Source organism: Vibrio sp. OY15, from assembly GCF_000742455.1.
Lineage (GTDB): Bacteria > Pseudomonadota > Gammaproteobacteria > Enterobacterales > Vibrionaceae > Vibrio > Vibrio alginolyticus.
Genome location: NZ_JPIL01000003.1, coordinates 214,314 through 227,334, shown reverse-complemented (window position 1 = coordinate 227,334; position 13,021 = coordinate 214,314). Strand labels below are relative to the sequence as shown.

9 protein-coding genes are annotated in these 13,021 nt (G+C 45.5%); 7 read left to right on the top strand and 2 right to left on the bottom strand.

From position 1 onward, the window contains the following. Positions 1–82 precede the first annotated feature (82 nt). From acnB to IJ23_RS04935, 7 genes are all read left to right on the top strand, one after another. Complete coding sequence (gene acnB, locus IJ23_RS04965) at positions 83–2,680, top strand: bifunctional aconitate hydratase 2/2-methylisocitrate dehydratase (protein WP_005380009.1); 2,598 nt, start codon at positions 83–85, stop codon at positions 2,678–2,680. Positions 2,681–2,779: 99 nt separating this feature from the next. Continuing rightward, positions 2,780–3,148 carry a YacL family protein gene (locus tag IJ23_RS04960; RefSeq protein ID WP_017635908.1) on the top strand — a complete coding sequence of 123 codons (369 nt, stop codon included), beginning with the start codon at positions 2,780–2,782 and terminating at the stop codon, positions 3,146–3,148. Positions 3,149–3,336: 188 nt separating this feature from the next. Continuing rightward, positions 3,337–3,675 (top strand): P-II family nitrogen regulator, encoded by a 339-nt coding sequence (locus tag IJ23_RS04955; protein ID WP_005386570.1) that lies wholly within the window; start codon positions 3,337–3,339, stop codon positions 3,673–3,675. A 27-nt stretch (positions 3,676–3,702) separates the two neighbouring features. Next, complete coding sequence (locus IJ23_RS04950) at positions 3,703–4,932, top strand: ammonium transporter (RefSeq protein ID WP_005386568.1); 1,230 nt, start codon at positions 3,703–3,705, stop codon at positions 4,930–4,932. 152 nt (positions 4,933–5,084) lie between these two features. Beyond that, a complete protein-coding gene (locus tag IJ23_RS04945) occupies positions 5,085–6,098 on the top strand; it encodes a Fe(3+) ABC transporter substrate-binding protein (RefSeq protein WP_005386566.1) in 1,014 nt (337 codons plus the stop codon). A gap of 99 nt (positions 6,099–6,197) precedes the next feature. Further along, positions 6,198–7,823: an ABC transporter permease gene (locus IJ23_RS04940; protein ID WP_005386564.1), complete on the top strand. Its 1,626-nt coding sequence runs from the start codon at positions 6,198–6,200 to the stop codon at positions 7,821–7,823. Beyond that, positions 7,823–8,854 (top strand): ABC transporter ATP-binding protein, encoded by a 1,032-nt coding sequence (locus IJ23_RS04935; RefSeq protein WP_005380055.1) that lies wholly within the window; start codon positions 7,823–7,825, stop codon positions 8,852–8,854. The genes IJ23_RS04940 and IJ23_RS04935 overlap by 1 nt, the downstream gene beginning before the upstream one ends. Positions 8,855–9,011: 157 nt before the next feature. Here IJ23_RS04935 and IJ23_RS04930 read toward each other — a convergent pair whose 3' ends face one another. Then, the gene (locus IJ23_RS04930; protein WP_033905585.1) at positions 9,012–10,424 is read right to left on the bottom strand and encodes a phosphoglucomutase/phosphomannomutase family protein; all 1,413 of its coding nucleotides are present in this window, start codon (positions 10,422–10,424) and stop codon (positions 9,012–9,014) included. Between the two features lie 125 nt (positions 10,425–10,549). Next, on the bottom strand, positions 10,550–12,958 hold the full coding sequence (locus IJ23_RS04925) for a GH36-type glycosyl hydrolase domain-containing protein (RefSeq protein ID WP_033905583.1): 2,409 nt from the start codon (positions 12,956–12,958) through the stop codon (positions 10,550–10,552). Positions 12,959–13,021: the final 63 nt, after the last annotated feature.

The following is a 13,021-nucleotide window of genomic DNA, read 5'->3' as shown; positions in this document are numbered from 1 at the left end:
GAGCCAAGTTTCCAAGGATGTTCACTCCTTTACTTTAACAATAGTAATAATAGAGGAGGAACCGCAATGAGAGGAAAAAGTCGTGCTTGAAGCCTACCGTAAACACGTCGAAGAGCGTGCTGCTGAAGGAGTTGTTCCTAAACCGCTAGACGCAGAACAAGTTGCTGGACTTGTAGAACTTCTGAAAAATCCCCCGCAAGGTGAAGAAGAAGTCATTCTTGACCTACTTGAAAACCGTATCCCTCCAGGTGTTGATGAAGCTGCTTATGTAAAAGCGGGTTTCCTAACAGCAGTAGCAAAAGGTGAAGTTAAATCACCATTAGTGAGTCGTGAAAAAGCGGCTGAACTGCTAGGCACTATGCAAGGTGGTTACAACATCGAACCGCTAGTTGAGCTATTGGATGATGAAGCACTGGCAGAGATCGCAGTAAAAGCGCTGTCTCATACGCTGCTGATGTTTGATGCTTTCTATGACGTAGAAGAGAAAGCGAAAGCAGGCAATGCGCATGCACAGAAAGTACTTCAATCATGGGCTGATGCTGAGTGGTTCCTTTCTAAGCCTAAGCTTGAAGAAAAAGTCACTCTAACCGTATTTAAAGTAACAGGTGAAACGAACACGGATGACCTTTCACCTGCACCTGACGCTTGGTCTCGCCCTGATATCCCAGTACACGCACTGGCGATGCTTAAAAACGAGCGTGAAGGAATAAACCCTGATCAACCGGGTACTATTGGCCCGATCAAGCAAATTGAAGAGTTAAAAGACAAAGGCCATCAATTGGTTTACGTTGGTGATGTTGTTGGTACTGGCTCTTCACGTAAATCTGCAACCAACTCAGTGCTTTGGTTTATGGGTGATGATATCCCTTACGTTCCAAACAAACGAGCTGGTGGGTATGTGCTTGGTGGCAAAATTGCCCCTATCTTCTTTAACACAATGGAAGATGCTGGCGCACTACCAATCGAAGTTGACGTAACTAAGCTCAACATGGGCGATGTTATCGATGTTTACCCATATGAAGGTAAAGTTTGCAACCACGAAACTGGTGAGGTTTTAGCTGAGTTTTCGCTAAAAACAGAAGTACTGATTGATGAAGTTCGTGCTGGTGGTCGTATCCCATTGATCATCGGTCGTGGTTTGACAGACAAAGCGCGTCAATCGCTAGGTCTTGAGCCTTCGGACGTATTCCGCAAACCAGGTGAAATCGCAGATTCTGGCAAGGGTTACACGCTTGCACAGAAAATGGTTGGTAAAGCATGTGGCGTAGAAGGCATCCGTCCTGGAACCTACTGTGAGCCGAAAATGACGACAGTAGGTTCGCAAGATACTACTGGCCCTATGACTCGTGATGAACTTAAAGACTTGGCGTGTCTCGGCTTCTCTGCTGATCTTGTCATGCAGTCTTTCTGTCACACATCGGCTTATCCAAAACCAGTAGACGTTAACACTCACCATACACTTCCGGACTTTATTATGAACCGCGGTGGTGTATCTCTTCGTCCTGGTGACGGTATTATCCACTCATGGCTAAACCGTATGCTACTACCGGATACTGTCGGTACGGGTGGTGACTCACATACTCGTTTCCCTCTGGGTATTTCATTCCCAGCCGGCTCGGGCTTGGTTGCCTTTGCAGCTGCGACAGGCGTTATGCCGCTAGACATGCCAGAGTCAATCTTGGTTCGTTTTAAAGGTGAGATGCAACCGGGTATTACACTGCGTGATCTTGTTCATGCCATCCCTTACTACGCGATTCAGCAAGGTCTACTAACGGTAGAAAAAGCGGGCAAGATCAACGAATTTTCTGGCCGTATCCTTGAGATTGAAGGCTTAGAAACGCTAACGGTTGAGCAAGCATTTGAGCTTTCTGATGCATCTGCAGAGCGTTCGGCGGCAGGTTGTACTGTGAAATTGTCTCAAGAGTCGATCGAAGAGTACTTAAACTCTAACATCGTGATGCTGAAGTGGATGATCTCTGAAGGCTACGGTGATCGCCGTACTATCGAGCGCCGTATTACTGCAATGCAAGAGTGGCTAGCAAACCCTGAGCTGATGCAAGCAGATAAAGACGCTGAATACGCACATGTGATTGAAATCGATATGGCTGAAATCAATGAGCCAGTACTATGTGCACCGAATGACCCAGATGACGCTCGTTTGTTGTCTGAAGTACAAGGCACAGCGATTGATGAAGTGTTCATCGGTTCTTGTATGACGAACATCGGTCACTTCCGCGCAGCAGGTAAATTGCTTGATAAGTTCAATGGCCAGTTAGCGACGCGCCTTTGGGTAGCGCCACCAACAAAGATGGATAAAGACCAACTGATTGAAGAAGGCTACTACGGTATCTTCGGACGTGCAGGGGTTCGTATTGAAACGCCAGGGTGTTCACTTTGTATGGGTAACCAAGCGCGTGTTGCAGATAAATCAACAGTAATGTCGACTTCAACGCGTAACTTCCCGAACCGTCTGGGTACTGGTGCGAATGTTTACCTATCGTCAGCTGAGCTAGCTGCAGTAGGTGCAATCCTAGGTAAGATTCCAACCAAAGAAGAATACCTAGAATACGCGAAGCAAATCGACGCTACGGCAACGGATACGTACCGCTACTTGAACTTCCATAAAATGGATCAATACACCAAGAAAGCGGACGAAGTGATCTTCCAAGAACCGGCATAATCAGAAATGCACAATTCAAAAGCACCTCACATGAGGTGCTTTTTTTATGGGAGCAATTCGCTATACTCGCACCAAATTGATACGAAATAGGCAATCTCGGTGGAATTTGAATTCATTCGTAACACGTTGATGGGCGAGTACTACGTAAAATGTAGCATGGGACATGAGATTGTAGGGCGCTGGTTGCAAGAAGAAATTGGTAAAGATCCGATGAAGATTGCACAGGTTGAAAAGCTAATTGAGCGGTCATTTTCAGCGCCTTCTCAGGAGCATAACCTTACAGGCACGGAAATTAGCTTGATGATTCAGGGCGACGAAGTTCTTGTACAAGAAAACGCATTAGCCCATGAATATGATGTCGAGATGGAAAGTGAGTTCGACTTCTACAATGCAGAAAGTACAGCAAGTTGTGGGATAGAGGATTTCATGGCACTTATCGAACAGTGGAAAGACTTTTTGAACATTTAATGCACAGTTTTGGGTAACTTCTCTGCCGTTGCTTTAAATTTGTGAAAAGGGCGCACCGATATGGTGCGCCCTTTTTGTTTATAGATATGTAAATTGAGGTTAGTTTTTATTATTCAATAACTTAAAAACTTGGCACGTAGATTGGATTATAAGAAGTGTTTCAGGATGAAAGCTTCGGAGATAACTCAATGAAAATAATCAATGCCATTATTAAGCCGTTTAAATTAGACGATGTACGAGAAGCATTGGCTGATGTCGGTATCGAAGGGATGACAGTATCAGAAGTTAAAGGGTTCGGTCGTCAAAAAGGTCACACGGAATTGTATCGCGGTGCAGAGTATCAAGTCGATTTTCTACCAAAGGTGAAAATTGAAATCGCGACTCACGCAGACAATGTAGATCGCGTTGTTGAAGCAATTACAAAAGCTGCGCAAACCGGAAAAATCGGCGACGGTAAAATTTTTGTTTACGATCTGAACCAAGCGGTGCGTATCCGAACTGGCGAAATGGACGCAGAAGCACTTTAAGAATTCAAAGGATTGGAGATACTTATTATGGAATTAACAACAACAGTAACCGAGTTACGTTACGCACTTGACACCTTTTTCTTCCTCATTTCCGGTGCGTTGGTAATGTGGATGGCAGCAGGCTTTGCGATGCTAGAGGCTGGCCTTGTGCGCTCTAAAAACACAACAGAAATTCTTACGAAGAACATCTGTTTGTACGCCATCGCATGCACGATGTTTCTGATTGTCGGTTATAACATCATGTATGTCGATAATGGAGAAGGAGGCTGGTTACCTTCATTTGGTACGCTAATTGGTACTCAAGGTGAAGGGGCCGACCACTCTTTAGAGTCTGACTTCTTCTTCCAAGTTGTCTTCGTTGCAACTGCTATGTCCGTCGTTTCTGGTGCGGTAGCTGAGCGCATGAAGCTTTGGTCTTTCTTGATTTTCTCTGCGATTTTAACTGCGTTTATCTATCCAATGGAAGGTTACTGGACATGGGGTGGAGGCTTCCTAGCAGAAGCTGGATTTAGTGACTTTGCGGGGTCTGGTATCGTACATATGGCAGGTGCTTCTGCTGCTCTTGCTGGTGTGTTACTGCTTGGCGCGCGTAAGGGTAAGTACGGTAAAAATGGTGAAATCTATCCGATTCCAGGTTCTAACATGCCTTTGGCAACGTTGGGTACTTTTATCCTTTGGTTTGGCTGGTTTGGATTTAACGGTGGTTCTCAGTTGATGGTTTCAGATTTTGAGAATGCTACAGCGGTAGGTCAGATCTTTCTAAACACTAACGCAGCAGCGGCTGCTGGTGCAATTGCGGCGCTATTCGTTTGTAAAACTACTTGGGGTAAAGCCGATTTAACGATGATCCTCAATGGCGCGCTAGCTGGCTTGGTTGCCATCACTGCAGACCCTCTATCGCCATCACCACTGTACGCGGTTGCGATTGGTGCGGTGTCGGGTGCACTAGTAGTATTCAGTATCATTGCTCTAGATAAACTTAAAATTGACGATCCAGTAGGTGCTATCTCAGTTCACGGTGTGTGTGGTTTCTTCGGCCTAATGGTAGTGCCACTGAGCAACGGTGATGCAACGTTTGGTGCACAGCTTTTAGGTGCCGTAGTTATCTTTGCTTGGGTATTTGGTGCTAGCCTAGTTGTGTGGGCAATCTTGAAAGCGACCGTTGGGATTCGCGTTACAGAAGATGAAGAAATGGAAGGTATGGACATGCATGATTGTGGTGTTGGTGCTTACCCAGAGTTTGTTACGGTGAAATAATCATTAGCTTGTAATAAATGGTTACACACTTAACACAATAAAACCTGCTCCGATGAGCAGGTTTTTTAATATTCGTCATTGTCTTCTTATTGAACATACATATAATAACGCAACTGATAAACGTTATCATTAGCATGGTAAAGGATTAAACAATGAAAAAACTGCTAACTCTTTCAGCACTAACTTGCGCTACTCTAGCTCCAACAGCAATGGCTGCTGAAGAAGTGAACGTCTACTCTTACCGTCAACCTTTCCTAGTTGAACCTATGTTCAATGAGTTCACTAAAGAAACTGGTATCAAAGTAAACGTAAAATTTGCTAAAAAAGGCTTAGCAGAAAAGCTAGCTCAAGAAGGTGAGTACAGCCCTGCTGACGTTATTCTTACGACAGACATCAGCCGTCTAGCTGAACTGACAAACAAAGGTTTAGTTCAGAAAGTCGATAGCAAAATCATTGAAGAAAACGTACCTGCTCAATACCAAGATAAAGAGAATGAGTGGTTTGCTCTAACTCTACGTTCTCGTAGCGTTTATTCATCACGTGATCGCGTAGGTAAACTAGGCGCAGATTTCAACTACGCAGACTTAGCTAAGCCAGAGTTCAAAGGTAAAATTTGTACTCGTAGCGGTAAGCACCCGTACAACGTTTCTCTAGTTTCAGCAATGATTGCTCACAATGGCGAAGCAGAAACCAAAGAGTGGTTAGAAGGCGTGAAAGCAAACCTTGCTCGCAAACCACAAGGCAACGATCGTGCACAAGTTAAAGCGATCAAAGAAGGCCTATGTGATGTTTCTCTAGGTAACAGCTACTACCTAGGTAAAATGGTTAACGACAAAGAGCAAAAAGCTTGGGCTGATGCAGTTTACATCAACTTCCCTAACCAAGAGACTACAGGCACTCACGTGAATATCTCTGGTATGGCGATGGCTAAGTACTCTCCAAACAAAGACAATGCTGTGAAGCTAATGGAATTCCTAACGGGTGACAAAGCGCAGCAAATGTACGCAGAAGTTAACTACGAGTACCCAGTTAAAGAAGGCGTGAAGCGTTCTGAGCTTGTGGAATCTTGGGGTGACTTTAAAGCAGACAAGCTTTCTCTAGACGATATTGCAGCCAACCACGAAGCGGCAATTAAGCTATTAGATGAAGTGAAATTTGACCTTTAATTCCTTGTGGGGGTATAACAGTACCCCCATTTGATTAAAGGATATGAGATGTATTTGCAACAGCATTTGTATTTCATACAGCCTTGCAGTAATTAGGCGATGAAAGATAAACACTCTTTATGGAAAACCAGTAGTGGGGTAATAACTCTGCTACTGGTTTTGCCGATCTTAGCGATCTTCTACACCGCAATTGGTGAAACGGATGATTTGTTTGCTCATTTAATGGCAACGGTCATGCCGACTTATATTTTTAACACGGTTGCGCTAACTGTTGGCGTAATGGTGCTGTCCTTAATTCTTGGTATTCCAAGCGCTTGGATAATGGCCATGTGTAAACTGCCGACCGAAAAATGGTTGCAGTGGGCATTGGTGCTACCTCTTGCAATGCCAGGTTATATCATTGGTTATATTTTTACTGATTGGTTTGATTTTGCAGGCCCGATTCAGATCTTTTTGCGTGATGTAACCGGATGGGGACCTGGCGAGTATTGGTTCCCTGACATTCGTACGTTGCCTGGCGCGACCTTTGTGTTAGCTTTGGTGTTGTATCCTTACGTGTATTTATTGTGCCGGGCTGCGTTTATGGAGCAAAATGTCTCTTTATTGCAAAGCGCGCGTTTGCTCAAGTGCTCTCCATGGGAAAGTTTTTGGCGCATCTCGATGCCGTTAGTAAGACCCTCTATCGCAGTGGGTTTATCATTGGTCGCAATGGAGACCATTGGTGACTTTGGTACGGTAAGTTACTTCGCGGTGAATACGTTAACCACAGCGGTCTACGATACTTGGTTGGGGTACTCTAATCTTAATGCGGCAGCCAAGATTTCTGCCATGATGCTCGTCATTGTAGTACTGCTTCTTAGTGCCGAACGATACAGCCGCCGTAAACAAAAGCTTTTTCAAAGCCAATTTAACAGTCACGAAGATTTTCGTTACGAGTTGACGGGCTGGAAAAAGTGGACCGCACTAGTTTGGTGCTGGGGCTTGGTTTCGGTCGCGTTTATTTTGCCGCTACTACAGCTGATTGATTATGCGATCACTTATTTTGCGCAGAGTTGGACCTCAGAGTTTCGTGAATACGCATGGAACAGCTTAGTTGTGTCTGTTATTGCTGCGATTATTGGTGTTGCTGTCGCACTGATCGTTAACTTTACCCATCGAGTCAATGGTAAACGAGAAAGCTTGGCATTTATGCGTCTTTCTTCTATGGGCTATGCAGTACCAGGAACGGTACTAGCCATCGGTGTGATGGTCGCTGTGCTGTTTATGGATCATCGTGTCAACGACGTTGCTAAAGCCATGGAGTGGGGAAGGCCGGGACTTATCTTTTCTGGTTCCATGTTCGCACTAGTATTTGCCATGGTTGTGCGCTTTTCCGCGGTAGCGATTGGTAGTATCGAGAGTAATTTAAATAAAATTTCTCCGTCGTTAGATATGGCATCGCGCACTATGGGTTGTAAGCCCAATGCCATGCTGTGGCGCGTGCACTTTCCGCTGGTTAAGCGCGGTGCACTGATTGCGGCTTTATTAGTGTTTATCGAGTCAATGAAAGAGCTCAATGCGGCTTTGTTACTTCGTCCGTTTAACTTTGAAACACTAGCCACATACGTTTATAACTTCGCCTCGGATGAGCATTTAGAATTGGCCGCTTTGCCAGCGGTTCTGTTGGTTCTTGTTGGGTTGATCCCGCTTGTTGTTGTTAACCGTTCACTGGAGCAAAATCACTGATGAGCTGTGCATTATCAATTAAAAACCTAACGTGCCAATATGACGATCAAACCGTACTCGAATCATTGTCTCTTGAGGTAGAACAAGGGCAGATTGTCTGTTTGCTAGGAGCTAGTGGCTGTGGGAAAACAACACTATTAAAGGCCGTTGCGGGATTATTGCCGTTAACGTCAGGCGAAATGAGTCTAAATTGCGTCACAATTGATGATGGGGAAAACTGGTTGCCGCCAGAACAGCGTAATATAGGGATGATTTTCCAAGATTACGCACTTTTTCCTCACTTGACGGTGGAGCAAAACATTGCCTTTGGCTTAAAGCAGTGCTCGACAAAAGAGAAAAATGCAAAAGTTCAAGAGATGTTAGAACTCGTGCATCTTCAAGGTTATGGCGATCGTTATCCTCACCAATTGTCTGGTGGACAGCAGCAGCGTGTTGCGATTGCTCGCTCATTAGCTTACAGCCCAGACTTACTGTTACTGGATGAACCGTTTTCTAATATTGATACGCAAGTTCGCCATGAGTTGATAAGTGAGATCCGTAAGATTTTTAAGGCCCAAGGTGTGACTGCCATTTTTGTTACGCATAGCCGTGAAGAGGCTTTTGCTTTCGCCGATAAAATGGCAGTGATGAACAATGGAGTCATCGAGCAATATGGCACAGCATCTGAGCTTTACTACCAACCTTCAAGTAAATTTGTCGCTGATTTCTTAGGTGGTGGCAGTTACCTTGCTGCTAAACGAGTTTCGAATTCAGAATATGAAACCCACTTGGGCGTGGTTGAAGCCACGGCTCAACAAGATATTCCAGTACAGGCGGAGTGCTCTTTACTGCTAAGACCGCAGCATGTGCAAATTCAATCCGATGAAGATAGTTCGGTAACCGTATTGGAACAGCATTTTATGGGTGATCACTGCCGTTATGTGATTAACGCAAATGGTGATCGTTTGTTAGCTACAGCTTCGCAAGCATTAAATATAGGTGAGTCCGTCGCGGTAAAAATTGAAACGCAAGGCGTCCTGGCATTTGCTTAACGCTCCTGAGTATCTTTGCTATCTCGTTTACGACTTTCCAACATACAATAAAAAAGCCCGGCAGTGGGGCCGGGCAAGTGCTCTTCTCCTGTTGATGAGCGCCTTTTCAGACAGCGTCGACTCTCATCATAGTGCTCGAAGCGGGCACAAGGTTCAGTTATAAAGACAAGAAGTCTTTAAACTGTTGAAGAACACGTTCCGCAGTGTCCTTATCTTGCATCTCTGCAAAAATTCGTAGCAGTGGCTCAGTACCAGAGAAGCGAGCGATGATCCAACCGCCGTTTTTGAAGTAGACTTTCGCACCATCTTCGTAGCTGACTTTTTCGATTTCAAACTCAAACTCAGGCAACTGCTTTTCAACATAAATCTTGTTGAACAGTACGTCTTTTTGCGCTGGTTTGAACTTGCAATCGCCTTCTGCCATGTAGGCATAGCCGTACTTGCCGTAGATTTCATCCAGTAACTCAGACAGCTTCTTGCCGGTTACTGAAATCATTTCTACCAATAGGCTTGATGCGAATACGCCGTCTTTACCTTTGATGTGGCCGCGAATGGTTAGGCCACCAGAGCTTTCCCCGCCAATCAGTGAGTCATCCGCTTCCATTTGGGAACTGATGTGCTTAAAGCCTACAGGAACCTCAAAGCATTTCTCGCCATGATCTTCGGCGACTTTATCGAGAAGGTGGGTGGTTGCGATGTTACGTACCACGGAGCCTTTCCAGCCTTTGTATTCAAGTAGGTAGTAGTAAAGCAGCAGTAGCACTTCATTTGGATGAATGAAGTTACCTTTTTCGTCGATAATACCAAGACGGTCCGCATCGCCATCAGTACCGATGCCAATATCGTAACCTTGCTCTTTCACTAGGTGCATCAAACGGTAGAGTGTTGCAGCGCTTGGCGAAGGCATTAACCCACCGAAATCTGGGTTTTTGCCATCGTTAATCACATCAACGTCACAGCGGCCGTTGATTAATACGGTTTGCAGTGCGTTTTTCGCGACACCAAACATTGGGTCGATCAAAACACGTAAATTCGCCTTCTTGATCGCTTCGATGTCGATAAAGTCGATGATTGAGTCAACGAATTCGTTCATCGGATTGATGATTTCAATCAGCTTATCTTCAACCGCTTGTTCAAAGTCGACGCTTTTTACATCTTGCGCAGTGAGCGCGTCTATTTGTGATTCGATTTTTTGGGTGATGATTTCATCTGCGTCACGACCGCCTTCAATGAAGACTTTAATGCCGTTGTAATCGGCAGGGTTGTGTGATGCGGTAATACATGCCGAGTATGCGCAGCCCATTTCTTTCGCTTTAAACATTACGATAGGTGTTGGGACAAATTTGTCGATAAAGCTGACCACAATGCCGTTTGCTGCTAGAACTTCAGCGAACCAACGACCTGCTTTATCGGAAAGAAAACGACGGTCATAGCCAATCACAAAACCGCGATCAGCAACCGATTCGTTATTCGTGATGTTTGCAACTGCTTGGGCAACCAAGCGTACGTTATCTTTAGTGAACTCCTCACCGATAAATGCACGCCAACCGCCTGTACCAAATTTGATCATGATTCGATCCTCGATAAGAGCGGCATCCCACCGCCTCTTAAATCTTTGCTAGCGAACCGATGCACTTGTAAAACATAAATGCACCGGATAAATCAAAAGGGGAGAAGGACTCCTCCAAAAGATGATTAACCTAGAGTAACGATAACTTCGTTTACTGAACCTTCCGCTTGAACTGGGACAGAGGCACCATTCACTGCTTCACCGTTCACAGTAATCGACTTAACGCCTTTGCTTACTGAGTCTGGGTTAACTACTTTGATGTTGTACGTTGCACCTAGCCATTGACGAGTCACTTCGAAACCAGGCCAGTTCGTTGGGATACATGGATCGATAGTTAGGCCATCGAAGCCTGTACGCACACCAAGGATAAAGTTGGTAACAGCGAAGTAAGCCCAGCCTGACGTACCTGTTAACCATGGGTGGTTTGCACGACCGTGGTCTTGGTGGTCTCGACCCATGATGAACTGAACGTATGAGTATGGTTCTGCAATACGTTTTTCGATGATGTCGTTCTGGTTGTATGGGTTTAGCGCATCGTAGAACTTCATTGCACGATCACCACGACCCAGTTTCGCTTCAGCTACCCAAGCCCATGGGTTTGGATGCGAGAATATCGCACCGTTCTCTTTTACGCCTTGGTAAACACGAGTTACGAAGCCGATATCATCATTCGGTGTTGCAAAAGATGGTGAGTTTAGGTGGAGGCCGTATTCAGAGAATAGGTTCTCATCGACAGCGTCCATCGCTTTTTCGCCGCGCTCTTGAGATACCGCACCAGAAAGTACCGCAAGTGTGTTTGACTCTAGGTGTACACGACCTTCTTTTTGTTGCGCAGTACCGATCTTGTCGCCATTTTTCGTCAGACCACGGATGTACCAACCGCCTTCGTCATCCCAAAGGTGAGTTTCACACGCTTCACGAACGTTTGCTGCCATCACTGTGTATTTTTCAACGTCGGCTTCTTTGCCTAGGTATTTCGCTAGGTCGATGAACTCCTGCAGTGCCCAGAAATGTAGGAACGACACCATTGAAGATTCGCCGCCACCTAGGTTCAGACAGTCATTCCAGTCTGCACGCAGGCCTTTACAGATACCGGTTTGACCGACGTATTCAGCCGAGAAGTCTAGCGCTGCTTTCATGTGGTCATAAACGGTTGCATCACCGCCGTCTGCGTAAGGGATCACTTCGTCAAAGAAGCTGTGCTCACCGGTTTCCATCACGTACTTACAGATGGTTGGAACTAGCCATAGGTGATCATCAGAACATGTGTCTTCGATGCCGTGAATCTTGTCTTCATCAGATGGAGTAGGAACAACTGTTGGTGATTTCGATGGTTTAACGTCTGCTTTTTCTGGATCGAACCAATCTGGATCGAATAGGTGTAGACCGTAACCCGCCTTCACTTGACCGCGCAGTAGGTCAACGATACGTTTACGCGTCATTGCAGGGTTAGCGTGAGGAACTGAGATCGCATCTTGCGCTGTATCGCGGTAACCAAGACCAGTACGGCCTCCCACCTCGATGAATGAAGCAAAGCGAGACCACACCACACACGTTTCCGCTTGGTATAACGTCCAAGCGTTGATCATGGTATCTAGACCTTCGTTTGGTGATTTCACTTGGAACTTGCCACAACGCTCATCCCAGTGTGCTTTGATACCCGCAAATGCGTTGTCGACTTCTGCAAGGTCTTGGTACTTAGCACGCAGACGCTCTCCGTTGCCTTTACCGATACCGAGAATGTAAGCAAAGCGAACTTCTTCACCCGGCTGAATAGTAAATTGCTTATGCAAAGAGCCACAGTGGTTGTAACAAGTTTGCGCTGTATTGAAACACTTACCTTGTTCTACCGCTAACGGGTTTGCTTCGTCACGGTATAGGCCTAGGAAGCTGTCACGTTGGCCGTCGTATGAATCTGGGGCAAATGTTGAAGCTAGGTAGTAGAAGCCTTCGAAATCGTTGGTGTTGTAGTACAGGTCGTACTCGATCACGCCTTCGTTGTAAGCCGTACCTGCCGAGTACAGAGACATCTGATGGTTTTGGTTATCAGATTGAATGTGGCTGAATGAGAACTCAACAAATGAGAATGCACTGATCGTACGTGGTTTGTCAGAGGTGTTTTTAATCACTACATCCCAGATTTCAGCGTCTTCGCCTTTTGGTACGAATAGCGTCTTTTCAGCTTCAATACCGTTGTACTCACACTTAAATTTAGAGTAAGACAAGCCGTGACGAACTTCGTAGTTTGCTTCGTCTAGGCTCTTCGCAACTGGTTGCCAAGAGATTGACCAGTAATCACCTGTCTCATCATCACGCAAGTAAACGTAGTGTCCTGGGCGATCGAATGTCGCATTTGGACGGAATTTAGTAACACGGTTGTATTCTGGAGAGTTGTAGAACGAGTAGCCACCCGCGTTGTGCGAGATAACCGTACAGAACTTCTCAGTACCTAGGTAGTTGGTCCATGGTGCTGGTACGTCAGGGCGAGTGATGACGTATTCGCGATTCTCGTTATCGAAATAGCCGTATTTCATTTGTGTCTTTCCTTTTTACGAAGCTGCGCCTGCAGCCAAAAATTTAAAAACTGTTTAAGCGTG